Source organism: Streptomyces sp. NPDC002463, assembly GCF_042889835.1.
In the GTDB taxonomy this organism is placed as follows: domain Bacteria; phylum Actinomycetota; class Actinomycetes; order Streptomycetales; family Streptomycetaceae; genus Streptomyces; species Streptomyces nymphaeiformis.
Genome location: NZ_JBIARL010000008.1, coordinates 237,329 through 261,407 on the forward strand (window position 1 = coordinate 237,329; position 24,079 = coordinate 261,407).

Here is a 24,079-nt window from a genome sequence, read left to right on the forward strand (position 1 = left end):
CGTCAGGGGTCGACGGAGCGGAGCGGAGCCTCTCATATGCGGCGCGCGCCGTCATCGCGGTTTTCCCTTGTTCGGCGGGTGGGGTTCGCGAGCATCCTGAGCGCGACGCACGGCCACGGCGCGGCATGAGGGGAAGTCGTATGGCCAGACGCAAGGTCATCACGGTCAGGGTCAGCAAGCGGGTGCTCTGGATCGGCGGCGAGGCGTATCCCCTGCAGAACATCGCCCGGGCGACGACGGTCAGGATCAAGCCCCAGCGGGCGAAGGCCGTGGGGCGTTTCCTGAAATCACTCCTGGTCACGGGCATCCTGGCGGTCGCCGGGCTCGCCGTCGCCCAGTCCGGCGAGGTGTCGGGCGGCGACCAGGAGCTGATCACGAACGGGGTGGAGATCACCGCGGCCGTGCTCGTGGCCGCCTTCCTCGTCCAGCTGATCGTCGTCCTGGTCACGAAGACGTACTACGCGCTGGTCATCGAGACCTCGGGAAACCCGCGCGCGGTGCTGGTCAGCACGGACCGGAACGAGGTGCACGAGCTCGTGCGCGACATCATGCGGGCCATCGACGACCCCGCGTTCCCCGGCTTCGTCAAGCAGATGGTCACCAACAACATCAGCATGCGGGACGTCTACAACGCGTCCGGTGCGGGCAGCGTGGGGAGGATGGGCAGTGACCGGTGACGGTGAGTTCCACATCAGCATGCGCGACGTCTACAACGCCTCCGGGGACGGGGCCGTCGGCCGCATCGAGTTCCACCAGCACGGCGCGCAGGACCCGCAGGCCGTCTACGAGGCCGTGATCCGCGCGATCGAGACCCTCAGGGGCCAGGTGTCCGCCGAGGACCGCGAGGTCCTCGACACGTCCCTGGAGACCCTCCGCCAGGGCGACGAGGCACCGCCCGGCGCCTTCCGCCGGGCCCTCGGCACCGTCTCCGGCGTCGCCGCCCTCGTCGGCGAGGTCGGCGTCCCGCTGGCGGAGGCGGTCCGCCGGCTCCTTCCGTTGATCACGGGCTGACGTCGTACGGTTCACCGGAACTCGCACCAAACGATCTTGCCGGGGTTGCGCGTCCCCACGCCCCAGCGGTCTGCGAGCCTGTCGACGAGGAGAAGACCCCTGCCCGACTCCCCCGAGGGCTCACGGACGGCCGGCGTGCCGCCCCCGCTGTCGTGGACCTCGATACGGAGGGGGCCGGGGCGCTCCAGGTAGAGGTGGAGGCGGTAACCGCGGCCGGGCGGGACGCCGTGCAGGAGGGCGTTGGTCGCGAGCTCGCTCACGCACACCAGTACGTCGTCCGCACGTGCGTCCATTCCCCAGTCGGCCAGAGCCTTGCGGGTGAAGTCGCGAGCCTGGGGGACGGAACGGCGTTCGCGACGGTAGAAGGCCTCGCGGAACAGGGGGAGTTGGTCGCTCATGACGATCACGGTGGCGCCTCGCGCCCCACGCGCCCCAGGGCATCGAGCCGTACAAATTCTTTGTACGGGTCCGGAACGCGTCGCGTACGTACGGAGCGGGGAAGGCACCGCTCATGCAACGCGGCACGAACTCCAGGAAGAAGGTCCCGTCATGGGAAGTGGTCGGCGCCCTGGTGGCGCTTTACCGGAAGCAAGCGGGCCTGACCCAGCCCCAGTTGGCCACCCAGGCGTGCGTGGCGCTGGAGACGCTGGGCTCGATCGAGCAGGGGCGGCGGGCGCTGCGGCTTGGGCTTGCGGGTGAGCTGGACGGCATCCTGAACACCAGAGGCGCGCTCGCGGTGGCGGTCGGGAAGGCGCCGAAGAAGGAGCGGTACCCGGCGTTCGCGCAGGAGTTCATCGACCTGGAGGCGCAGGCGCTCAGCATCTGCTCGTACGAGAACGCGGTGGTCCCGGGTCTGCTCCAGACCCCCGAGTACGCCCGCGCGGTCTTCGACTGCCTGTACCCGCCGATCACTCCCCAGGAGGCGGAGGACCGGATGCTCGACCGGCTCGACCGCCAGCGGCTCTTCGAGCAGAAGCCGTGGCCGCCGATGATGTCCTTCCTCCTGGACGAATCCATCCTGGAGAAGACGATCGGCGGCCGGGAGGTACTGCGCGGACAGATCCTCCGTCTGCGCGAGATGGCCGAACTCCCCTTCCTCGCCCTCCAGATCATCCCGAAGTCGCGGACGACGCACGCGGGACTCGACGGGCCCATGGTGCTCATCGAAACACCCGACCACGAGCACGTCGCCTACATCGAGGGGCAGCGGGTGAGCTTCCTCGTCGACGACCCCGACGAGGTCGGCCTCCTCCAGGCCAAATATGGAATGCTGCGCTCACAGGCCCTGACGCCCGAGGACACCATGGGCCTGCTGGAACGTCTGGCAGGAGTGACATGAGCGCAGCAGCACTTTCGTGGTTCAAGTCCAGCTACAGCGGCAGCGAGGGTGGGAACTGCCTCGAAGTCGCCTATGACTGGCGCAAGTCCAGCTACAGCGGCAGCGAGGGCGGCGCCTGCGTCGAGGTGGCCGCCCACCCCGCCGCCGTACACGTCCGGGACTCCAAGCTCGGCGAGACCAGCCCCGTCTTCACCGTCTCCCCGGCCGCCTGGGACTCCTTCGTCGGCGCGACGGCCTGAGTCCGAGCGGCGCACCGGCCGATGTCCCGGGTGTGGTCATCGAGCCGGCGGCCGGCGGTGCCGGTCAGCGACGCTGCGGCTGCTGACCGGTCCCGGCGCCGGAGCGCTCGGCGTCGGCGGCGTGGAGGACCTCGCGGATCAGCAGGTCGAGGTCGTCCGTGGTGGTGCGGTAGTTGCAGAGACACGCGCGCAGGACGGTGCGGCCGTGGACGGCGACGGTGGCGAGGTAGGCGCGTCCGTCGTCCTGGACTCGGCGGGCGATCCGGGCGTGCAGGGCATCCGGCTCGCCCCCGCTCGGATCGGTGATCCGGAAGCAGGCGACCGGCCACGGGCCGCCTGCCAGCAGTTCCAGCCGGGGTTCAGCGGTGATCCGCTCGCGTAGCCCGTCGGCGAGGGCCAGGTAGTGCTCGACCAGGCCGGTGACGCCGTCGCGGCCCAGGTGGTGCAGCGTGGCCCACAGGCCGAGGGCGCGGGTGCCGGGACGGGTCAGTTCGATCGTGGCGTGGGACAGCCAGGGCAGCGCGTCCGGTTCACCGGCGGTGAGGTAGGAAGCCTGGTGGGCGAAGGCCGTGTGCAGGTGCTCGGGGTCCGGGACGAGCAGCGCCCCGCACCCCACCGGAACGCTGAGGGTCTTGTGCGGGTCCACGGTCAGCGAATCGACGCCGCCGATGCCCACGTATCGGGGTGCCAGGGCCGGGACGCAGGCACCGAGTCCGCCCCAGGCCCCGTCCGCGTGGTGCCACATCCCCGTACTCCTGCACACCTCCGCGACCGGTTCGAGCGGATCGACGGCGCCGGTGGCGGTGGTGCCCAGCGTGGTGACGGTGCAGAAGGGCAGCAGACCCGCGTCCAGGTCGGCGGTGACCGCGGCGCGCAGCGCGGCGGGGTCCAGCCGGTCGTGCGCATCGGTGGCGACGGGACGCAGCCGGTGGGCCGGCAGACCGATGCAGGCGGCCGCCTTGGCGACGGACATGTGCGCCTGGGCGCTGTAGTAGAGGGTCAGGCGGGCCTGGTCGCGGTCGAAGGCGGGGCCGTCGCCGGAGCCGCGCCGGGTGAGGAACCAGGTGCGCGCCGTGGCCAGGGCGAGCAGGTTGGCCATGGAGCCGCCGCTGGTCAGCACCCCGCCCGCGCCGTCGGGCAGACCGGCCAGGTCGGCGAGCATGCGCACGGTGCCGCGTTCCAGGTCCATGAGGGCGCTCTCGCCCATGCCGCAGGTCGCGTTGATGGCGCAAGCCAGCAGTTCGGCGACGACCCCGGCCGGCGCGGGCGGCGAGTTGATCCAGGCGAAGAACGCGGGATGCCCGTTCCCGGTCGGGTACGGCGCGATCTCGTCGCGCACGAAGTCCAGCACCCCGCCGAACTCTCCGCCCCGTCGCCGGAGCCGTCCCTCACGCAGCAGGGATCTCGTCCGCTCGGGCAGCGGACGACTCACCGGGCCCTGCGGCAGTTCGCTCACGTACCGTGCCGCCCACTCCGCCGCCGTGACGAGTTCGTCCCGCAGCACCTTGGCGTGGACGGAGGGCGGCTCCGGGGACAGACCGGATTCACGGAACCGGGGCGGAACGGGGTGATGCAGACGGTGAGCCATGGTGGTGCGTCGAACCTTTCGTCGTCACAAGGCCCCTGGTCAGCGAAGCGAGGGCCGTGATCGTAACGAGCCACTCGCATCGGCCGACACGCATACCGGCACATCTCGACGCGGCCGCCTGAAGAGATCCGCGCCCGTCGGCCACACCGCCAGGCGGGTCTACCCCCTTCGTACGAGAACGGCCCCGCACCGGAAGTCCGGTGCGGGGCCGCCCCCTTGAGCCGTACGAAAGCCCGTACGAGAAGCCCGTACGAGAACGGGATCAGCCCTCGCTGACGCCCAGCTTCTCCAGGATCAGGTCCTTGACCTTCGCCGCGTCCGCCTGGCCACGGGTGGCCTTCATGACCGCGCCGACCAGGGCGCCGACCGCCGCGACCTTGCCGCCGCGGATCTTGTCGGCGATGCCCGCGTTGCCCGCGATGGCCTCGTCGACGGCCGCGCCGAGCGCGCTGTCGTCGGAGACGACCTTCAGGCCGCGCTTCTCGACGACCTCGTCCGGGGTGCCCTCGCCGGCGAGGACGCCCTCGATGACCTGACGGGCCAGCTTGTCGTTGAGGTCGCCGCCGGCGACCAGGGCCGACACGCGGGCCACGTCCGCCGGCGTGATGGGCAGCTCCTCCAGGGAGACGCCCTTCTCGTTGGCGTTACGGGCGAGCTCGCCCATCCACCACTTGCGGGCCGACGCCGCGTCGGCGCCCGCCTCGGTGGTGGCGACGATCGCGTCGACCGCGCCCGCGTTGAGGATGGACTGCATCTCCTGCTCGGAGACGGCCCACTCCTCGCGGAGCCGGTTGCGGCGCACGCGCGGCAGCTCGGGCAGGCCGGCGCGCAGCTCCTCGACCCACTCGCGGGCCGGGGCGACGGGGACGAGGTCGGGCTCCGGGAAGTACCGGTAGTCCTCGGCGTTGTCCTTGATGCGGCCGGAGGTGGTGGTGCCGTCGTCCTCGTGGAAGTGACGGGTCTCCTGCACGATCGTCCCGCCCGAGGAGAGGACGGCCGCGTGCCGCTGGATCTCGAAGCGCGCTGCGCGCTCCACGGAGCGGAGCGAGTTGACGTTCTTCGTCTCCGAGCGGGTGCCGAAGGTCTTCGTGCCGTTGCGGCGCAGCGACAGGTTCACGTCGCAGCGCATCTGGCCCTTGTCCATGCGCGCCTCGGAGACGCCCAGGGCACGGATCAGCTCGCGCAGCTCGGCGACGTACGCCTTGGCGACCTCGGGGGCCCGCTCGCCCGCGCCCTCGATCGGCTTGGTGACGATCTCGATGAGCGGGATGCCGGCCCGGTTGTAGTCGAGCAGCGAGTGCGAGGCGCCGTGGATGCGGCCGGTCGCGCCACCGATGTGGGTGGACTTGCCGGTGTCCTCCTCCATGTGGGCGCGCTCGATCTCCACGCGGAAGACCTCGCCGTCCTCCAGCTGGACGTCCAGGTAGCCGTTGAAGGCGATCGGCTCGTCGTACTGGGAGGTCTGGAAGTTCTTCGGCATGTCCGGATAGAAGTAGTTCTTCCGGGCGAAGCGGCACCACTCGGCGATCTCGCAGTTCAGCGCGAGGCCGATCTTGATCGCGGACTCGACGCCGATCGCGTTGACCACCGGCAGGGAGCCGGGCAGGCCGAGGCAGGTCGGGCAGGTCTGCGAGTTGGGCTCGGCGCCCAGCTCGGTCGAGCAGCCGCAGAACATCTTCGTCTTGGTGCCGAGCTCGACATGGACCTCGAGGCCCATGACGGGGTCGTACTCGGCGAGCGCCGCTTCGTACGACAGCAGTTCAGTGACAGTCACGGTGGAACTTCCCTCTCAGCCCAGCAGGACGTCGTCGTCGCCGAGCCGCTTCAGCTCGCGGTACAGGATGGCGAGGCCGGTGACGATGGCGGCGGCGGACACGACGGCGTCGACGAGCTTGAGCGTGTCGTGCTCGGCGCGGGCCTTCTTGATCTGCTTCGTCACAGCGATGGCGCCGAACGCGGTGGTACCCATGGAGAGGTACGTACCGGTCTTGGACTTCTTGAAGCCCTTGGCCTTCTGCAGTGCACTGGTGGAACTCACAGCGACGGAGCCTCCTCGAGCAGCGGGTGACCCCACTTTTCCACGAAGGCGGCCTCGACGGCGGCGCCGACCTTGTACAGCCGGTCGTCCTTCATGGCGGGGGCGATGATCTGCAGACCGACCGGCAGACCGTCCTCGGGCGCCAGGCCGCAGGGCAGCGACATGGCGGCGTTGCCGGCCAGGTTGGTCGGGATGGTGCACAGGTCCGCGAGGTACATCGCCATCGGGTCGTCGGCGCGCTCACCGATCGCGAAGGCGGTGGTGGGGGTCGTCGGGGAGACGATGACGTCCACCTCCTCGAAGGCCTTCTCGAACTCGCGGGTGATGAGGGTGCGGACCTTCTGCGCCGAGCCGTAGTACGCGTCGTAGTAGCCGGAGCTCAGCGCGTACGTACCGAGGATGATGCGGCGCTTGACCTCGTCGCCGAAGCCGGCCTCACGGGTGAGGGCGGTGACGTCCTCGGCGGACCGCGTGCCGTCGTCGCCGACCCGCAGGCCGTAGCGCATGGCGTCGAAGCGGGCCAGGTTGGAGGAGCACTCCGACGGCGCGATCAGGTAGTACGCCGACAGGGCCAGGTCGAAGGTCGGGCAGTCCAGCTCGACGATCTCGGCGCCCAGCTCCTTGAGCAGCTCGACGGACTCGTCGAAGCGCTGCACGACGCCGGCCTGGTAGCCCTCGCCGCGGAACTGCTTGACGACGCCGACGCGCATGCCGGCCACCGAGCCGTTGCGCGCGGCCTCGACGACCGGCGGGACCGGGGCGTCGATGGACGTCGAGTCGAGCGGGTCGTGCCCGGCGATCGCCTCGTGCAGGAGGGCCGCGTCCAGGACCGTGCGGGCGCAGGGGCCGCCCTGGTCGAGGGAGGAGGAGAAGGCGACCATGCCGAAGCGGGAGACGCCGCCGTAGGTCGGCTTGACGCCGACGGTGCCGGTGACGGCGGCGGGCTGGCGGATGGAGCCGCCGGTGTCCGTGCCGATGGCGAGCGGGGCCTCGTACGCGGCGAGGGCGGCCGAGGAGCCGCCGCCGGAGCCGCCGGGGATCCGGGTGAGGTCCCAGGGGTTGCCGGTGGGGCCGTAGGCGCTGTTCTCCGTGGAGGAGCCCATCGCGAACTCGTCCATGTTGGTCTTGCCGAGGATGACGACGTCGGCGGCCTTCAGGTTCTTGACCAGGGTCGCGTCGTACGGCGGGATCCAGCCCTCGAGGATCTTCGAACCCACGGTGGTCGGCATGCCGGCGGTGGTGAAGATGTCCTTGAGCGCGAGCGGCACACCGGCGAGCGGGCCGAGCTTCTCGCCGCGGGCGCGCTTCTCGTCGACGGCACGGGCCTGCGCGAGGGCGCCCTCGCGGTCGACGTGCAGGAAGGCGTGGACCTTCTCGTCGACGGCCTCGATGCGGGCGAGGTGGGCCTCGGTGACCTCGACGGCGGTCAGCTCGCCGGCGGCGATCTTCCCGGCGATCTCGGCCGCGGTGAGCTTGATGATCATGTTGTCCGTCATGACTTCTTAGTCCTCCCCCAGGATCTGCGGCACCTTGAAACGCTGCTGCTCCTGGGCCGGGGCGCCGGAGAGCGCCTGCTCGGGGGTGAGCGACGGACGGACCTCGTCCGCGCGCATGACATTGGTCAGCGGCAGCGGGTGGGAGGTCGGCGGTACGTCTTGGTCGGCGACCTCGGAGACGCGGGCGACCGCGCCGATGATGTCGTCGAGCTGGCCGGCGAAGTGATCGAGTTCTTCGCCCTTCAGCTCCAGACGCGCCAGCCGTGCGAGGTGGGCGACCTCCTCGCGCGTGATGCCAGGCATGCGGATCCTCACGGGGTGAGCTTGATGGTGTCGGACCATCCTATGGCGCCGGTGCCGCTGCCCGTTAAACGGTTTGCCCCAGGAGGGGGTGGGTCACTGCACGACCTGGCCCGAAGGGTGGTCCAGGTCGACCTCGGCGGCGATGTCGGCGGGGCGGCGCCAGCCGTGCTCGCCGCGGGCCAGGAGCCAGGCGGTGGCCTCGCCGGGCGGCATCGCGGCGGCGACCAGCCAGCCCTGGACGGCGTCGCAGCCCAGGTCCTGCAGGCGCTCCCAGGTCTCGTCGTCCTCGACGCCCTCGGCGACGACGAGGAGGCCGAGGGAGTGGGCGAGGTCGACGGTGCAGCGGACGATCTCGGCGTCCTCGGTGTCGACGGCGAGCCGCGCCACGAACGAGCGGTCGATCTTCAGTTCGCTGACGGGCAGCCGGCGCAGATGGACGAGGGAGGAGTAGCCGGTGCCGAAGTCGTCGAGGGACATCTTCACGCCGTGGCCGGTGAGGCCGTTCAGCGTGTCGGCGGCCCGCTGGGGGTCCTCCAGGAGCACGTGCTCCGTTATCTCCAGCTGGAGGGCGCCGGCCGGGACGCCGTGGCGGGCGAGCCGGGCGGCGACGGCGCCGGCGAAGCCGGGGGTGTGGACGTCGCGCGGCGAGACGTTGACGGCGACCGGGACGTTGAGGCCCTGGGCGCGCCAGCGGGCGACCTGGGCGAGCGCGGTCTCCAGGACGTACTCGGTGAGGTGCGGCATCAGGCCGGAGGACTCGGCGATGGCGATGAACTCGTCCGGCGGGACCTTGCCGCGCTCGGGGTGGACCCAGCGGACGAGCGCCTCCAGGCCGGCGACCTGGCCGTCGAAGCGGACCTTGGGCTGGTAGTGGAGTTCGACCTCGCCGGCGTCGAGGGCGCGGCGGAGGTCGCCGAGGAGGCCGAGCCGGTCGGGGGTGTTGGAGTCGCGCTTGGACTCGTAGACCTCGACGCCGGTGCGGTCGCGCTTGGCCTGGTACATGGCGACGTCGGCGCGGCGCAGCAGCCCCTCGGCGTCGAGGGCGTGGTCGGGGAAGACGGCGACGCCGGCGCTGGCCTCCAGGACGAGGGTGAGCCCGTCGAGGTCGAGCGGGGAGGACAGCTCGGCGACGAGGTGGCGGGCGACGCGCTGGGCGCTGGTGGTGGAGTCGGCGGTGGGCAGCAGGACGGCGAACTCGTCGCCGCCGAGCCGGGCGGCCTCGGCGCCGCGGGGCAGGGCGAGGCGGAGCCGTTCGGCGATCTGGAGGAGCAGCCGGTCGCCGGCGAGGTGCCCGAGGGTGTCGTTGACCGAGCGGAAGCGGTCGAGGTCGATCAGGACGAGGGCGGCGCGGACCCCTTCGCCCTCGGCCTCCTCCAGGGCGGTCCAGGCCCGCTCCAGGAGCCACTGGCGGTTGGGGAGCCCGGTGAGCGGGTCGCGGAGCTGCTCCTCGGCGCGGGCGCGGGCGATCCAGAGGGTGGAGTCGAGGGCGATGAGGGGGACGGCGAAGAGCGGCAGGACGATCGGCCGGGTGGCGGCGACGACGCAGATGAGGGGGGCGATGCCGAGCAGGGCGACGGCGACGAGCCCCTGCCTGAGGAGGGCGGTGCGGGCCATGGTGGGCAGTCCGCGGCCCTGGGGGGCCAGCGTGTACCACAGGAGGAGGCGGGTGACCGCGAGGTAGAGGCCCGCGGCGAGGACGACTTCCGGGACGTCCCCGATGGTCCAGTCGAGCGGTTGCCAGGGCTGGTCGACGGTCGGCACGTCCCCGAAGGCGGCGAGGACGAGGGCGGCGGCGCCGACCCCGAGGATGTCGGCGGCGCCGTGCAGGAGGCTCTGGCGCCAGCGGTGCCTGCGGGCGGCGCCGACGAGGGCGACGACGGTCAGCGAGACGAGCCCGGCGGGCACCCAGCCGTACAGCAGGAGGACGGCGAGGGTGAGGGCGGCGCCGGAGCCGGTGCCGCCCCACCAGCGGTCCCGGCCGAGGGCGACCAGGTGGCCGACGATGAGGCCGGTGAGGACGGCGAGGGACCAGCCGGCGACGCCGCCGGGGAAGAGTCCGTGGCCGGCGCTCAGGGCTCGCTGGAGCCCGGCGACGAGCACGACGGCGGCGATGCCCACCACGGCTGCGGGCAGCCGGGAGGGGAAGCCCAGGGGGACCACACGGCCGTGCGGCCGTGGGACCGGGGCGGCGCTCTCGGTCGGTTCCATTCCCGTCCCTCTCACAGGCGGCGGTGCCGTCGGTCTGCGATGGGCCGCGGTGACGCGGCCGTCCGTCGTCCGGCCGTACGTCGTCCGTCGTACGGCCGCTGTCGGGCGGCCGCTCCTGGTACCACGGGGCCGATGTCCTGACGCCATGACCGGCAGAGCCCTCGCGCGGGCGTGCAGGACTGGACGCACGGTCACCACACTAGGCCGCCGAGGGCTTCGACGGGCAGCGCTCTCCCTCTCTTGCCCGAATGCGACCAGCCCACCCCTAACGATCTGGTATGCGCCGAACGGGTGAGCTTCCGCGCGCTTCCGGGTGGCTACTCGGCGACGGGCACCGCAGCCTCCCGAGCTGCGTCGGGCCCCTGTTCGAGCAGGACGGAGAAGCCTTCCTCGTCCAGAACCGGAACCTTCAGCTGCATCGCCTTGTCGTACTTCGAACCAGGGTTTTCGCCGACCACCACGAAGCCGGTCTTCTTCGAAACGGAACCGGTCACCTTCGCTCCGAGCGCCTGGAGCGATTCTTTTGCGCCATCCCTGGTGAACTTCTCCAGGGTGCCGGTCACCACGACCGTCAGACCCTCCAGCGGACGCGGCCCCTCGTCCTCCCCGGCGCCCTCGTCCTCCAGGGTGACCCCGGCGGCGCGCCACTTGCGCACGATCTCGCGGTGCCACTCCTCGGAGAACCACTGCTTCACGGCGGCCGCGATGATCCCGCCGACGCCGTCGACGGCCGCCAGCTCCTCCTCGCTCGCCTGCTCGATCCGCTCCAGGGAGCGGAACTCACGGGCCAGCGCCTCGGCCGCGACCGGCCCCACGTGCCGGATGGAGAGCCCGTTGATGAAGCGGGCCAGCGGGCGGGTCTTCGCCGCCGCGATGTTCTCCAGCATCGCGAGCGCGTTCTTCTTCGGCTCGCCCTTCTGGTTGGCGAAGACCGTGACGATCTTCTCCTCGCCGGTCTTCGGGTCGCGCTTGGGCAGCCCGCTGTCCGCGTCGAGGACGTACGCCTTGATCGGCAGCAGCTGCTCGATGGTGAGGTCGAAGAGGCCGCCCTCGTCGGTGAGCGGCGGCTCGGCCGGCTCCAGGGGGCGGGTCAGCGCCGCCGCGGCCACCTTGCCGAAGTTCTCGATGTCGAGGCACTGCCGTCCGGCGAGGAAGAAGAGGCGTTCACGCAGCTGCGCCGGGCACGTCCGGGCGTTCGGGCAGCGGAGGTCGATGTCGCCCTCCTTCATCGCCTTCAGCGGCGTCCCGCACTCCGGGCACTCGGCGGGCATCACGAACTCCCGCTCGGTGCCGTCCCGAAGGTCGGCGACGGGCCCGAGGATCTCGGGGATGACGTCGCCGGCCTTGCGCAGCACGACCGTGTCGCCGATCAGCACGCCCTTGGCCTTCACGACCTCCTGGTTGTGGAGGGTCGCGAACTCGACCTCGGAACCGGCCACCGTCACCGGCTCGACCTGGGCGTACGGGGTGACACGGCCGGTCCGGCCGACGCCGACCTTGATGTCGATCAGCTTGGTGTTGACCTCCTCCGGCGCGTACTTCCAGGCGATCGCCCAGCGCGGGGCGCGCGCCGTGGAGCCGAGCCGGCCCTGGAGCGGGATCTCGTCGAGCTTGACGACGACCCCGTCGATCTCGTGCTCGACGGAGTGCCGGTTCTCCCCGAAGTACGCGATGAACTCCCTTACACCGGCGAGCGAGTCCACGACCTTGTTGTGCCGGGCGGTGGGCAGGCCCCACTCGTGCAGCAGCTCGTACGTCTCCGAGAGCCGGGAGATCCCGAAGCCCTCGCGGGCGCCGATGCCGTGGACGACCATGTGGAGCGGGCGGGAGGCGGTGACCTTCGGGTCCTTCTGCCGGAGCGAACCGGCGGCCGCGTTGCGCGGGTTGGCGAAGGGCTTGTCCCCCGCCTCGACCAGGCGGGCGTTGAGCGCCTCGAAGCCCTCCATCGGGAAGTAGACCTCGCCGCGGATCTCCACGAGCTCCGGGATGCGCTCGCCGCGCAACCGCTCGGGGATGTCGGCGATCGTCCGGACGTTGGGCGTGATGTCCTCGCCGGTGCGGCCGTCGCCGCGGGTGGCGGCGCGGGTCAGCCGCCCGTGCTCGTAGGTGAGGTTGACCGCGAGGCCGTCGACCTTCAGCTCGCACAGGTAGTGGTAGTCGGGGGTGCCGACGTCCCGCGCGACCCGCTCGGCCCAGGTGGCGAGCTCCTCGTCGTCGAAGGCGTTGTCCAGGGAGAGCATGCGCTCCCGGTGCTCGACGGCCGTGAACTCGGTCTCGTACTGCCCGGCGACCTTCTGGGTCGGCGAGTCCGGAGTCCGCAGCTCCGGATACTCCTCCTCCAGCGCTTCGAGCGCGCGCAGGAGCGTGTCGAACTCGCCGTCGCTGATGACCGGCTGGTCCTTCACGTAGTACCGGAAGCGGTGCTCCTCGACCTGCTCGGCCAGCTCGGCGTGCTTCTCCCGTGCCTCGGCGGGCAGGGCCCCCTGTTCGACTGCCACCGTTTCGTCCTCCCGTTACTCAGGGTTGTCCGCGAGCGACCGTGCCGCTCTGACGCAGTGGGCGAGCGCCGCCCGGGCATAGGCGGGCGAAGCACCCGCGAGACCGCACGAGGGCGTGACCACGACGGACTCCGCGAGAGTCCCCGGATTCAGCCCCAGCCTGCGCCACAGCGTCCTGACACCCATGACGCTACCGCCCGGGTCCGACAATGCGGTGTCGGTGGACGGCACCACACCGGCGAAGAGCTTCGTCCCGGCCTCCACGGCCTCGCCGATCGCCTCCTCGTCACGTTCGGTGAGGAGCGAGAAATCGAACGAGATGCCCGCGGCCCCGGCGCGGCGCAGCAGCGCGAACGGCACGTCGGGCGCGCAGGAGTGGACGATCACCGGCCCGTCGTGGACGGCCATGACGTCCCGCAGGGCGCTCTCCACGACCTGCCGGTCGACGGCCCGGTGGGTGCGGTAGCCGCTGGCGGTACGGATCTGCCCGCGCAGCACGGCGATGAGCGAGGGCTCGTCGAGCTGGAGGACCGGCCGGGCCCCCGGGACGCGCTTCTTCAGCTCTGCGAGGTGCGTGTGGAGGCCCTCGGCGAGCGAGCCGGCCAGGTCCCGGCACGCGCCCGCGTCGCCGAGTGCGGCCTCGCCGCCGCGCAGCTCCAGGGCCGCGGCGAGCGTCCACGGGCCGACGGCCTGGACCTTGAGCGGACCCTCGTACCCCTGGGTGAACTCCTCCAGGGCGTCCAGGTCCTCGCCGAGCCAGGAGCGGGCCCGCTTGGTGTCGCGGCCGGGCCGGTCGCTGATCCGCCAGCCGCTCGGCTCCACGTGCGCGTACAGGTCGACGAGCATGCCGATCGTCCGGCCGATCATGTCGGCGCCGGGTCCGCGCGCGGGCAGCTCGGGAAGGAACGGGAAGTCCTCGAAGGACCCGGTGGCCGTCTTCGCCGCCTCGCGCGCGTCGCCGCCGGGCAGGGAGCCGACGCCGGTGGCCGGCCCCCAGAGCTTGATCTCGTCCATGTCCTATCGCCCCGGGCGCACGGTCAGATCGTTGATCTCCGCGTCACGCGGCAGGTCGATCGCGGTGATGATCGCCGTCGCGACGGACTCGGGGTCGATCCACCTCGACGGGTCGTACTCCTTGCCCTCCTGCTGGTGGACCTTCGCCTGCATGGGGCTGGCGGTGCGGCCCGGGTAGACCGAGGTCACCCGCACCCCGTTGGCGTGCTCCTCGTGCCGCAGGGAGTCCGCGAGGGCCTTGAGGCCGTGCTTGGACGCGGCGTACGCGCCCCACTCGGCGTGCGCGTTGAGCCCGGCGCCCGAGTTCACGAAGACGACGTGGCCCTGGGAGACCCGCAGCTGCGGCAGGAAGTGGCGGGTCAGCTCGGCCGGGGCGACCAGGTTGACGTTCAGCTGGTGGTGCCAGGTCTTCGGGGTCAGCTCCCCGATCGGCCCGAGGTCGACGACACCCGCGATGTGCAGCAGGGAGTCCACCCGGTCGGGCAGGCTCTGGTGCGAGAACGCCCAGGACAGCCGGTCCGGGTCGGCGAGGTCCCCGACGAGCGTCCGCGCCCCGGGGAACCGCGCGGCGAGTTCCTTGGCCCGCCCCGCGTCGCGCGCGTGGAGCACGAGCTCGTCCCCGCGCGCGTGCAGACGGCGCGCGACGGCCGCGCCGATGCCGGAACCCGCTCCGGTGATCACATGTGTAGCCATGCGCACCATGCTCGCATCAGCGGGAGGCGATCTCCGCCTCCAGGTGGGCGAGGGCCGTCGGGCCGTCGTCCGCGAAGAGGACGAGGTCGGCGAGGGGGAGCGGGAGGAAGCCCTCCGACTCCATGCGCTGGAACTGGGCCTTGAGGCCGTCGTAGAAGCCGGCGGTGTTGAGGAGGACGACCGGCTTGGAGTGCTTTCCGTGCTTCTTCAGCTCCAGGATCTCGGTGGCCTCGTCGAGGGTGCCCGTGCCGCCGACCATGACCACGATCGCGTCGGACTTGGCGAGGAGCAGCGCCTTGCGCTCGGCGAGGTCGCCGGCGACGACCATCTCGTCGGCGTTCGGGCGGGCCTTGTGCGCGAGGAAGTCGACGGAGACGCCGACGAGCCGGCCGCCCGCCTCCTGGACGCCGTCCGCGACGACCTTCATCAGCCCGGTGTCGGAGCCGCCCCAGACGAGGGTGTGGCCGGCCTTGCCGAGGAGCGTGGCGAAGTCGCGGGCGGGGGCCGTGTACCCCTCGTCGAGGTCGGCGGCGGAGAGGAAGACGCAGATGTTCATGGGCTCCACCGTAGGGGGTCGCGGAAGAAAGTCCGGCGGGCGGCGATGAGTTCCGGCGGGGGCTCCGGTCTGCACTGCCATGGACGAGGTAAGCACCACGATGAGCGGGGTCCGGGGCCGGGTCGTGTCGCGGGACGGTACGGAGATCCCGTACGAGCGGTACGGGGACGGGCGGGCCGTCGTCCTGGTCGGCGGCGCCGGCGGGAGCGGGCGGGCGCTCGCCGGGCTGCTCGCCCGGCGCTTCTCCGTCGTGACGTACGAGCGGCGCGGGCCGGCCTCGGTGGAGCGGGAGATCGAGGACCTGGCGGCCGTCCTGGGGGCGGCGGGGCCGGGGGCGGCGGTGCACGGCACGGAGACGGGCGGTGCCCTCGCGCTCGCGGGGGCCGCGGCCGGACTGCCGGTGGACACGGTGTCGGTGTACGAGCCCGAACCCCTCGCGGACGGGCTCGTGGCGGCGGTCCACGCGCGCGTGCTCGTCGTCGACGGGGGCGCGAGCCCGGTGGAGACCCGGCACGCGGCCCGCGCCCTGACGGCGGCACTCCCCCGGGCCCGGCACCGCACCCTGACGGGCCAGACGCACGAGGTGGCCCCGCACGTCCTGGCGCCGGTCCTGGAGGAGTTCCTCGACGAGACGGTCTAGGCGGTCGCGGCCGTACGGCGCGTGGTCGTCGCGATCGTCGCCGAGCCCACCACGCGCGTGTCGTCGTACAGGACGATCGCCTGGCCGGGGGCGACGCCGCGGACCGGCTCGTCGAAGACGACCTTCAGCTCGCCGTCCTCCATCGCCGCGCTCACCGGCGTCTCGCCGCCGTGGGCGCGGAGCTGGGCCGTGTAGCGGCCGGGGCCCTCGGGGGCGGTGCCGCACCAGCGGGGCTTGATCGCGGTGAGGGCGGTGACGTCGAGGGCCTCGGCGGGGCCGACGGTCACCGTGTTGTTCACGGGCGAGATGTCGAGGACGTAGCGGGGCTTGCCGTCCGCGGCCGGGTGCCCGATCCGCAGGCCCTTGCGCTGGCCGATGGTGAAGCCGTACGCACCCTCGTGGGTGCCGAGCTTGGTTCCGGCCTCGTCGACGATGTCGCCCTCGGCCTTCCCCAGGCGGGTCGCCAGGAAGCCCTGGGTGTCGCCGTCGGCGATGAAGCAGATGTCGTGGCTGTCGGGCTTCTTCGCGACCGCGAGCCCGCGCCGCTCGGCCTCCGCCCGGATCTCGTCCTTGGTGGTGAGGGTGTCGCCGAGCGGGAACATCGCGTGCGCGAGCTGCTTCTCGTCGAGGACACCGAGGACGTACGACTGGTCCTTGGCCATGTCGGAGGCCCGGTGCAGCTCGCGGGTGCCGTCCTCGTTCAGGACGACGGTGGCGTAGTGGCCGGTGCAGACCGCGTCGAAGCCGAGGGCGAGCGCCTTGTCGAGGAGCGCCGCGAACTTGATCTTCTCGTTGCAGCGCAGGCACGGGTTGGGGGTGCGGCCCGCCTCGTACTCCGCGACGAAGTCGTCGACGACGTCCTCGCGGAACCGCTCGGCGAGGTCCCACACGTAGAAGGGGATGCCGATGACGTCGGCCGCCCTGCGCGCGTCGCGCGAGTCCTCGATCGTGCAGCAGCCGCGCGCTCCCGTACGGAACGACTGCGGGTTCGCGGAGAGGGCCAGGTGCACGCCGGTGACGTCGTGACCGGCTTCGGCGGCTCGGGCGGCGGCGACGGCGGAGTCCACGCCGCCCGACATGGCGGCGAGAACACGGAGAGTCTTAGTCATAGCCCCCCCAGGGTACGGGGCGCCGGGAACCGCGGTCGCGGTCGTCGGCGTTCTCCGTGACATGGGGAGTGAGTCGAAGGGCGCGGGGACCGGTGCGGGCAGTCGTCGGATGGGGCGGCGGGCCGTGCTGATCGGCGGTGCGGCCGCCGCGGTGGGCACGGTCGCGCTGGCCAGGGACGAGCTGGGGCGCCTGTACTGGCGGCTGCCGGGGATGGAGAAGAAGCGGGTCGAGGGAGAGCTCGACCACAAGGGCGCCGAGTGGACGTCGGCGTCGCGCGCGAACTGGCGGCGGGCCGACCGGCCGGACGACTACGTGATCGACCGGGTCGTGATCCATGTCGTCCAGGGGAGCTACGCGTCCGCCCTGAAGGTCTTCAAGGACCCGGCGCACGGGGCCGCCGCGCACTACGTGGTCCGCAAGGACGGTCATGTGGCGCAGATGATCCGCGAGCTCGACGTCGCCTTCCACGCCGGGAACCGCGACATGAACGAGCGGAGCATCGGCATCGAGCACGAGGGCTTCGTCGACCGGCCGCAGGACTTCACGGCGGCGATGTACGAGGGCTCGGCGCGGCTCACGGCCGACATATGCGCGCGGTACGGGATACCCGTGGACCGGGAGCACGTCATCGGCCACGTGGAGGTACCCGGCACGGACCACACCGATCCCGGCCCCCACTGGGACTGGGACCGGTACATGGGGCTCGTACGGAGGGCGCGGGCGGCGATCGGCTGAGCCCAGGGGGGCGAGGCCCGGCGCTCGGTCAGCTGAGGCCGGCGGTCCTCGCCCGTTCCACGGCCGGGCCGATCGCCTGCGCGACCGCCGCCACGTCCTCCTTCGTGGAGGTGTGGCCGAGCGAGAAGCGCAGGGTGCCCCGGGCCAGGTCCGGGTCGGTGCCGGTGGCGAGCAGGACGTGGCTGGGCTGGGCGATGCCGGCGGTGCAGGCGGAGCCGGTGGAGCAGGCGATGCCGGCCGCGTCGAGCAGCAGGAGCAGCGAGTCGCCCTCGCAGCCGGGGAAGGTGAAGTGGGCGTTGGCGGGGAGCCGCTCGACGGGGTCGCCGCCGAGGATCGCGTCGGGGACGAGCGCCCGCACGGCGGTGACGAGCTCGTCTCGCAGGGCGCCGACCTCGCGGGCGAACTCCTCCTGCCGCTCGGCGGCGAGCCGCGCGGCGACGGCGAAGGCGGCGACGGCGGGCACGTCGAGGGTGCCGGAGCGGACGTGCCGCTCCTGGCCGCCGCCGTGCAGGACCGGGACGGGGGTGTGCTCGCGGCCCAGGAGCAGGGCGCCGATGCCGTACGGGCCACCGATCTTGTGGCCGGAGACGGTCATCGCGGCGAGCCCGGAGGCGGCGAAGTCGACCGGGACCTGGCCGACGGCCTGGACGGCGTCCGCGTGCAGGGGGACGCCGAACTCGGCGGCGGCGTCGGCGAGTTCACGGACCGGCATGATCGTGCCGATCTCGTTGTTCGCCCACATGACGGTGGCCAGGGCCACGGACTCCGGGTCGCGGGCGATCGCCTCGCGGAGCGCGTCCGGGTGGACGCGGCCGTGGCGGTCGACGGGCAGGTACTCGACCTGGGCGCCCTCGTGCGTGGCCAGCCAGTCGACGGCGTCCAGGACGGCGTGGTGCTCGACCGGGCTGGCCAGGACGCGGGTACGGCGGGGGTCGGCGTCGCGGCGGGCCCAGTACAGGCCCTTCACGGCGAGGTTGTCCGCCTCCGTGCCGCCGGAGGTGAAGACGACCTCGCTCGGCCGCGCGCCGAGCGCGGCGGCGAGCGTCTCGCGCCCCTCCTCGACGGTCCGCCGGGCACGGCGGCCGGCGGCGTGCAGGGAGGAGGCGTTGCCCGTGACGGCGAGCTGGGCGGTCATCGCCTCGATCGCCTCGGGCAGCATGGGCGTGGTCGCGGCGTGGTCGAGGTAAGCCATGGTGGGTCGATTCTACGAGCCCGGCCTGCGGCGCCCGGCGCCCGGCCTGTTTCCGCCGCGCCCCGGGGTCGGTTCTCAGCCGCGCCCGGTTGTGGGCAATCGTTCCGCCGGGGCGGAACGGGTGGGCACAACGGACCCGCGCCTGCCGGCGCCGGAGGCCTCCGCGCCCTGACCCGCACCCCGTGCACAGCGCGCTCGTGGTGCGGGTCCAGGCGCGGAACGCGGAGGCGCCGCTGAAGGGCGCCGTCCCGTGTGCCCACCCTCCCCCGAGCTCTCGGCTTCGCTCGAGCAGGGGGGACCCCCTCGCCCCGGCGGAACGATTGCCCACAACGGGCGGGCCGGGGGCGCCGTCCCGGTGGGTCAGGTGCGCGGGGCTCGGGCCAGTTGGCGGGACTGGGCCACCAGGCGGTTCGCCGTGTCCCAGACCTCCGCGTCCTCCTCCAGGAAGCCGCCCGCCAGGTTGCGGGTCGTGATGGAGACCCGGAGCGGGCCGGGGGCCGGGCGGCAGCGGACGTGGGTGGTCAGTTCGACCGTCGGCGTCCAGCCCTGCAGGCCCAGCTCGAACGACGTCGGCGGCAGCGCGTCCACCGCGAGCAGCAGCGACAGGGCGTCCGGCTCGCGCCCGTCCGCCAGGCCGAACCAGGCCCGCATCTCGCCCTTCCCGGACGGCGCTCCGAGCGCCCAGCCCACGCAGGACGGGTCGAGCCGGAGGTCGAGCCGGTCCGCGATCGCCGAGGAGCCGGGGATCCTCGGGGCCGGGTTGTCCGCCGCGCTGAAGCAGTTCTCGACGGCCGCCATCGCCGGCGGCGTCGCCGTGGTGCGGACGTCGTCCGGGAGCGCGTCGAGGTCTCCGTACGAGGCGAGGACGCGGATGCGCTCCACCTCGGTGCCGTCCTCGGCGTACTGGAAGAGCGACGCCGTGCCCGTGGAGAGCGTCCGGCCGGTTCGGACGGTCTCCGTCCGGATCACCGCCGGGCCCGGCACGGACGGCGTCAGGTAGTGCGCCGAGATCGTGAACGGGTCCGGGTGCGGCAGGTGGTCGCCGAGGGCGCGGCCGAGCAGGGCGAGGAGGTAGCCGCCGTTGACGGCGTGGATGATCGTCCAGCCGGCGGAGAGGTCGGCGTCGTAGACGCCGGGTTCCCGGAGGATGACGGCGGTGTCGCGGTCGAACTCGTACGCAGCGGTGGTCGCCGTCTCGGTGCTCGTGCTCATGTTTTCGACGGTACCGCAGCTAGCTACTGAGCGGTAGCTTTTTCCGGCTCCTCGCGTGCGGAGGAACGGCGGTTCCAGGCGCGGGGCGCCCGCCAGTGGAAGCGCATCGCGAGCAGGCGGAGCACGAAGGCGGTCAGGACGGCGGCGCCGCTCGTGAACGCGTTGAGCGCGTCGAACCGGATGCACAGCACGACCATCGTCGCGCCCACGATCGCCGGGACGGCGTACAGGTCCCGGTCCCAGCGCAGCAGCGACGGCACCTCGTTCGCGAGCACGTCCCGCAGCACACCGCCGCCGACGGCCGTCGCGAGGCCCAGCACGGCGGAGGAGGTGAGGCCGAGGCCGTAGTCGTACGCCTTCGTCGTCCCCGTCACGCAGAACAGGCCGAGACCGGCCGCGTCGAACACGTTCACCGCGGTCTGGGTGCGCTCGACCTCCGGGTGCAGGAAGAAGACGAGGCCCGCCGCGACCAGCGGCATCAGGAAGTAGCCGAGATCGGTGAACGCGGCGGGGGGTACTGCGCCGATGACCAGGTCGCGGAAGAGACCGCCGCCGAGCGCGGTGACCTCGGCGAGGACGGCGATGCCGAAGACGTCGAAGTTCTTGCGGACGGCGAGGAGGGCGCCGGAGATGGCGAAGACGAAGATGCCGACGAGGTCGAGGGCGTGTTGGACGGAGGGGGTGAACAATTCGTGGAGCACGCCCCCATTGTTCCGGTTGTTCCGGTGGGGGAAGACCCGGGGAGACCGGAGGCCCCCGCCGTCGCATGACGGCGGGGGCCTCCGGTCTGGTGCCCGGGGGTCACTCCCCTGCGGCGTCGTCCTTCGCAGCCGGCTTGGAGACCGGCTCGGCCCCTTCCGGGGCCTCCGTCGACTCCGCGGCCTCGGCCGACTCCCCCGACTCCGGGGCGTCAGCCTGCTCCGGGGCCTTCGCCGGCTCCGTGGACTCCGGGGCCTCGGCCGAGGCCGGGGCCTCCGACTCGGGCTCCGGAGTCGACTCGGGCGCCTCCGGCGTCTCCGGGGCCTTCGTGATCGTGACCTCCACCGACTCGCGCGCCGACGGGATCGTCACCGCCTCCGCGTTCTCCGGGTGGTGGCACGCCACGCGCTGGCCCGGGCGGAGTTCCAGGAGCGGGGGCTCCTGGGTCTTGCAGACCTCCGTGGCCTTCCAGCAGCGGGTGTGGAAGCGGCAGCCCGCCGGCGGGGCGATCGGGGACGGGACGTCGCCCTTGAGCAGGATGCGCTCGCCCTTGACGCCCTTGCGGCGCGGGTCCGGGATCGGGACCGCGGACATCAGGGCCCTGGTGTACGGGTGCATCGGGGACTCGTACAGGGACTTGCGGTCGGCGAGCTCGACGATCTTGCCGAGGTACATCACCGCGATGCGGTCCGAGACGTGCCGGACGACCGAGAGGTCGTGCGCGATGAACACGTAGGTGAGGCCCAGCTCCTCCTGGAGGTCGTCCAGGAGGTTGACCACCTGCGCCTGGATGGAGACGTCCAGGGCGGAGACCGGCTCGTCCGCGACGACGAGCTTCGGCTTGAGGGCCAGGGCACGGGCGATGCCGATGCGCTGGCGCTGGCCGCCGGAGAACTCGTGCGGGTAGCGGTTGTAGTGCTCGGGGTTCAGGCCGACCAGGCCGAGCAGGCGCTGGACCTCCTTCTTCACGCCGCCCTCGGGCTCGACGCCCTGGAGCTTGAAGGGGGCCGAGACGATCGAGCCGACCGTGTGGCGCGGGTTCAGCGAGCCGTACGGGTCCTGGAAGATCATCTGGACGTCCCGGCGCAGCGGACGCATGCCCGACACCCCGAGGTGCGAGATGTCCGTGCCCTGGAACTCGATCTTCCCGCCGGTGGGTTCGAGCAGACGCGTGATCAGCCGGCCCATCGTGGACTTGCCGCAGCCGGACTCGCCGACGACGCCGAGGGTCTCACCGGGGTAGACCTCGAAGTCGAGGCCGTCGACCGCCTTGACCGCACCGGTCTGGCGCTGGAGCAGGCCCTTCCGGATGGGGAAGTGCTTCTGCAGGCCGGTGACCTTGAGGAGGGGTTCCATAGTCTCGCTCACAGCTTCGGCGCAATCTCTTCGGTCCAGATGCGGGTGCGCTCCTCCTGCGGCATGTGGCAGGCGGAGTGATGGCGCTCTCCGACGAGCGTCAGCTCCGGGCGCTGGGTGCGCGTGATACCGCCCTTGGGGACGTCCGCGTACGGGCAGCGCGGGTTGAAGGCGCAGCCGCTGGGGACGTTGATGAGGCTGGGCGGGTTGCCCTTGACCGGGATGAGCCGCTCGGTCTGCTCGCGGTCGATCCGCGGCATCGAGCCGAGCAGGCCCCAGGTGTAGGGGTGCTGCGGCTCGTAGAAGACGGACTCGGCCGGTCCGCGCTCGACGCAGCGCCCGCCGTACATCACGAGGATGTCGTCGGCGAGCTCGGCGACGACGCCGAGGTCGTGCGTGATGATGATGACCGCGGAGCCGAACTCCTTCTGGAGGTCGCGCATCAGGTCGAGGATCTGGGCCTGGACCGTCACGTCGAGCGCCGTGGTGGGCTCGTCGGCGATGAGGAGCTCGGGGTTGTTGACGAGCGCCATGGCGATCATCGCGCGCTGGCGCATACCGCCGGAGAACTCGTGCGGGTAGTTGTCGAACCGCTTGGCGGGCTCGGGGATGCCGACCCGGTCGAGGAGTTCGACGGCCCGCTTCTTCGCCGCCTTCTTGTCCACGTCGTGGTGGACGCGGTACGCCTCCACGATCTGGTGGCCGACCGTGTAGTACGGGTGCATCGCGGACAGCGGGTCCTGGAAGATCATCGCCATCTCGCGGCCGCGCATCTTGCGGACCTCTTCCGGGTCGCCGGAGAGGAGCTCGCGCCCGTTCAGCCAGATCTCGCCGGAGATCTTCGCCTTCTGCCGGCCGTACTGGCCGACGGTGTGCAGGCCCATGATGCCGAGCGAGGTGACCGACTTGCCGGAGCCGGACTCGCCCACGATGCCGAGGGTCTTGCCCTTCTCCAGCTGGAAGCTGAGGCCGTCGACCGACTTGACCAGACCGTCGTCGGTCGGGAAGTGGATCTTCAGGTCGCGGACGTCGAGGAAGGCGTCGCCGGGGGCGGACTTCCCGGTGTCGACGGGCTCGCCGACCGCCGCACCGGTCTTCGTCAGGTTGTCCGTCATGCGAGCCTCACTCGGGGGTCGATCACCGCGTACAGAAGGTCCACCACGAGGTTGGCGATGACCACGGCGGCAGCCGTGATGAGCGTGACCGCCAGGATCAGCGGCAGGTCCCGCTCGCTGACGGCCCGGTAGGCCGCCTGCCCGAGGCCCGGAAGGCTGAACGCGGTCTCGGTCAGGATCGCGCCGCCGACGAGGGCGCCGAGGTCCATGCCGAAGATGGTCAGGATGGGGGTCATGGTGGAGCGCATGGCGTGCTTGCCGAGCACGACCGACTCCGGCAGGCCCTTGGCCCGCGCGGTGCGGATGTAGTCCTCACCGAGGACCTCCAGCATGGTGGCGCGGGTGAGGCGCGCGTACATCGCCGCGTACAGGAAGGCGAGGGTGACCCAGGGAAGGAGCAGGCCGCCGAACCAGCCGCCGAAGGACTCGGTGATCGGGGTGTACGAGGACTTGAGCCAGCCCAGCTGCGTGCGGAAGACGAGCATGGAGAGCATGGCGGTGAAGAAGATGGGGAGCGAGACGCCGGCGAGCGCGGTGATCATCGCCGCGCGGTCGACGATCGTGCCCCGCTTGAGCGCGGAGACCACGCCCGTGGTGACGCCGAGCACCAGCCACAGCACGGCGGCGCCGAGGACCATGGACAGGGTGACCGGGAAGGCGTCGGTCAGCATCGTCCAGACGTCCTGCTCGGTGCGGAACGAGTAGCCGAAGCAGGGCGCGGCGCAGTGGATCGTGTCGCCGCCGCCGGTGTAGTCGCGGCCGACGAAGATGCCCGAGACGAAGTGCCAGAACTGCACCAGGATCGGATCGCCCAGGCCCAGCTTCTGCCGGATGGCCTCGATGGAAGCCGGATCCGCCTGCTTGCCGACGAACATCGCGGCAGGATCACTGCCGGTCATCTTGGGGATGAGGAAGAAGATGCTGAGCGTCACCAGTGTGACGACGAGCAGCATCACGACGACTGAGAAGAGCCGTCGGATTATGTATGCAAGCATGCGGTCGGCCGGGCGGCGGCCGGGGATCCCGATCGGGTTCCC

24 protein-coding genes are annotated in these 24,079 nt (G+C 71.9%); 6 read left to right on the forward strand and 18 right to left on the reverse strand.

Annotated elements, in window-relative coordinates; genetic code table 11:
* The first annotated feature begins 140 nt into the window (after positions 1-140).
* Together ACFYX3_RS18550 and ACFYX3_RS18555 are read left to right on the forward strand one after the other, a co-directional pair.
* Positions 141-677, forward strand: a complete 537-nt coding sequence (locus ACFYX3_RS18550; protein WP_376592596.1) for a DUF6232 family protein — start codon at positions 141-143, stop codon at positions 675-677.
* On the forward strand, positions 667-1,011 hold the full coding sequence (locus tag ACFYX3_RS18555; protein WP_376592597.1) for a hypothetical protein: 345 nt from the start codon (positions 667-669) through the stop codon (positions 1,009-1,011). The genes ACFYX3_RS18550 and ACFYX3_RS18555 overlap by 11 nt, the downstream gene beginning before the upstream one ends.
* Positions 1,012-1,022: 11 nt before the next feature.
* Here the strand turns inward: ACFYX3_RS18555 and ACFYX3_RS18560 are convergent, their stop codons facing one another.
* Positions 1,023-1,409: an ATP-binding protein gene (locus tag ACFYX3_RS18560; protein ID WP_389014338.1), complete on the reverse strand. Its 387-nt coding sequence runs from the start codon at positions 1,407-1,409 to the stop codon at positions 1,023-1,025.
* A 113-nt stretch (positions 1,410-1,522) separates the two neighbouring features.
* On the opposite strand from ACFYX3_RS18560, the gene ACFYX3_RS18565 reads away from it, so the two are divergent.
* Positions 1,523-2,350, forward strand: coding sequence for a Scr1 family TA system antitoxin-like transcriptional regulator (locus ACFYX3_RS18565; RefSeq protein WP_389014341.1), 828 nt, complete (start codon positions 1,523-1,525; stop codon positions 2,348-2,350).
* A complete protein-coding gene (locus tag ACFYX3_RS18570; RefSeq protein ID WP_389014344.1) occupies positions 2,347-2,589 on the forward strand; it encodes a DUF397 domain-containing protein in 243 nt (80 codons plus the stop codon). The genes ACFYX3_RS18565 and ACFYX3_RS18570 overlap by 4 nt, the downstream gene beginning before the upstream one ends.
* A gap of 64 nt (positions 2,590-2,653) precedes the next feature.
* Here the strand turns inward: ACFYX3_RS18570 and ACFYX3_RS18575 are convergent, their stop codons facing one another.
* From ACFYX3_RS18575 to ACFYX3_RS18620, 10 genes are all read right to left on the reverse strand, one after another.
* On the reverse strand, positions 2,654-4,177 hold the full coding sequence (locus ACFYX3_RS18575) for a pyridoxal phosphate-dependent decarboxylase family protein (RefSeq protein ID WP_389014347.1): 1,524 nt from the start codon (positions 4,175-4,177) through the stop codon (positions 2,654-2,656).
* A 262-nt stretch (positions 4,178-4,439) separates the two neighbouring features.
* Positions 4,440-5,951 carry an Asp-tRNA(Asn)/Glu-tRNA(Gln) amidotransferase subunit GatB gene (gene gatB, locus ACFYX3_RS18580; RefSeq protein ID WP_376594739.1) on the reverse strand — a complete coding sequence of 504 codons (1,512 nt, stop codon included), beginning with the start codon at positions 5,949-5,951 and terminating at the stop codon, positions 4,440-4,442.
* Positions 5,952-5,966: 15 nt separating this feature from the next.
* Entirely contained in the window at positions 5,967-6,215 is a 249-nt protein-coding gene (locus ACFYX3_RS18585; protein WP_078908511.1) for a hypothetical protein, read from the reverse strand.
* Complete coding sequence (gene gatA, locus ACFYX3_RS18590) at positions 6,212-7,711, reverse strand: Asp-tRNA(Asn)/Glu-tRNA(Gln) amidotransferase subunit GatA (RefSeq protein ID WP_376594740.1); 1,500 nt, start codon at positions 7,709-7,711, stop codon at positions 6,212-6,214. Before gatA ends, ACFYX3_RS18585 begins: the two co-directional genes overlap by 4 nt.
* 6 nt (positions 7,712-7,717) lie before the next feature.
* On the reverse strand, positions 7,718-8,014 hold the full coding sequence (gene gatC, locus ACFYX3_RS18595; protein WP_015036350.1) for an Asp-tRNA(Asn)/Glu-tRNA(Gln) amidotransferase subunit GatC: 297 nt from the start codon (positions 8,012-8,014) through the stop codon (positions 7,718-7,720).
* 93 nt (positions 8,015-8,107) lie between these two features.
* Positions 8,108-10,369 carry a putative bifunctional diguanylate cyclase/phosphodiesterase gene (locus ACFYX3_RS18600; RefSeq protein ID WP_389014351.1) on the reverse strand — a complete coding sequence of 754 codons (2,262 nt, stop codon included), beginning with the start codon at positions 10,367-10,369 and terminating at the stop codon, positions 8,108-8,110.
* A 170-nt stretch (positions 10,370-10,539) separates the two neighbouring features.
* On the reverse strand, positions 10,540-12,720 hold the full coding sequence (gene ligA, locus ACFYX3_RS18605; protein ID WP_389014353.1) for an NAD-dependent DNA ligase LigA: 2,181 nt from the start codon (positions 12,718-12,720) through the stop codon (positions 10,540-10,542).
* Between the two features lie 15 nt (positions 12,721-12,735).
* Entirely contained in the window at positions 12,736-13,734 is a 999-nt protein-coding gene (locus tag ACFYX3_RS18610) for a methionine synthase (protein ID WP_389014356.1), read from the reverse strand.
* Between the two features lie 3 nt (positions 13,735-13,737).
* Positions 13,738-14,436 (reverse strand): SDR family oxidoreductase, encoded by a 699-nt coding sequence (locus ACFYX3_RS18615; protein ID WP_376594743.1) that lies wholly within the window; start codon positions 14,434-14,436, stop codon positions 13,738-13,740.
* Positions 14,437-14,443: 7 nt separating this feature from the next.
* Entirely contained in the window at positions 14,444-14,983 is a 540-nt protein-coding gene (locus ACFYX3_RS18620) for a TIGR00730 family Rossman fold protein (RefSeq protein WP_389014361.1), read from the reverse strand.
* A 79-nt stretch (positions 14,984-15,062) separates the two neighbouring features.
* On the opposite strand from ACFYX3_RS18620, the gene ACFYX3_RS18625 reads away from it, so the two are divergent.
* Entirely contained in the window at positions 15,063-15,623 is a 561-nt protein-coding gene (locus tag ACFYX3_RS18625) for an alpha/beta fold hydrolase (protein WP_389014364.1), read from the forward strand.
* Here the strand turns inward: ACFYX3_RS18625 and mnmA are convergent.
* Positions 15,620-16,732 (reverse strand): tRNA 2-thiouridine(34) synthase MnmA, encoded by a 1,113-nt coding sequence (gene mnmA / locus ACFYX3_RS18630; protein WP_389014367.1) that lies wholly within the window; start codon positions 16,730-16,732, stop codon positions 15,620-15,622. The two genes, ACFYX3_RS18625 and mnmA, sit on opposite strands and share 4 nt — an antisense overlap.
* Positions 16,733-16,793: 61 nt before the next feature.
* On the opposite strand from mnmA, the gene ACFYX3_RS18635 reads away from it, so the two are divergent.
* Positions 16,794-17,468: an N-acetylmuramoyl-L-alanine amidase gene (locus ACFYX3_RS18635; protein WP_389014370.1), complete on the forward strand. Its 675-nt coding sequence runs from the start codon at positions 16,794-16,796 to the stop codon at positions 17,466-17,468.
* Between the two features lie 28 nt (positions 17,469-17,496).
* On the opposite strand, the gene ACFYX3_RS18640 is transcribed toward ACFYX3_RS18635, so the two are convergent.
* The 6 genes from ACFYX3_RS18640 to ACFYX3_RS18665 all read right to left on the reverse strand — a co-directional run bounded on the left by ACFYX3_RS18640 (position 17,497) and on the right by ACFYX3_RS18665 (position 24,037).
* Positions 17,497-18,660 carry a cysteine desulfurase family protein gene (locus ACFYX3_RS18640; protein ID WP_184931308.1) on the reverse strand — a complete coding sequence of 388 codons (1,164 nt, stop codon included), beginning with the start codon at positions 18,658-18,660 and terminating at the stop codon, positions 17,497-17,499.
* Between the two features lie 360 nt (positions 18,661-19,020).
* The gene (locus tag ACFYX3_RS18645) at positions 19,021-19,872 is read right to left on the reverse strand and encodes a thioesterase family protein (RefSeq protein ID WP_389014374.1); all 852 of its coding nucleotides are present in this window, start codon (positions 19,870-19,872) and stop codon (positions 19,021-19,023) included.
* Between the two features lie 23 nt (positions 19,873-19,895).
* Positions 19,896-20,573, reverse strand: a complete 678-nt coding sequence (locus tag ACFYX3_RS18650; RefSeq protein WP_389014377.1) for a trimeric intracellular cation channel family protein — start codon at positions 20,571-20,573, stop codon at positions 19,896-19,898.
* 100 nt (positions 20,574-20,673) lie between these two features.
* The gene (locus tag ACFYX3_RS18655) at positions 20,674-21,927 is read right to left on the reverse strand and encodes a dipeptide ABC transporter ATP-binding protein (protein ID WP_389014590.1); all 1,254 of its coding nucleotides are present in this window, start codon (positions 21,925-21,927) and stop codon (positions 20,674-20,676) included.
* Between the two features lie 8 nt (positions 21,928-21,935).
* The gene (locus ACFYX3_RS18660) at positions 21,936-23,042 is read right to left on the reverse strand and encodes an ABC transporter ATP-binding protein (RefSeq protein ID WP_389014380.1); all 1,107 of its coding nucleotides are present in this window, start codon (positions 23,040-23,042) and stop codon (positions 21,936-21,938) included.
* A complete protein-coding gene (locus ACFYX3_RS18665; RefSeq protein ID WP_116158721.1) occupies positions 23,039-24,037 on the reverse strand; it encodes an ABC transporter permease in 999 nt (332 codons plus the stop codon). The genes ACFYX3_RS18660 and ACFYX3_RS18665 overlap by 4 nt, the downstream gene beginning before the upstream one ends.
* Positions 24,038-24,079 lie beyond the last annotated feature (42 nt).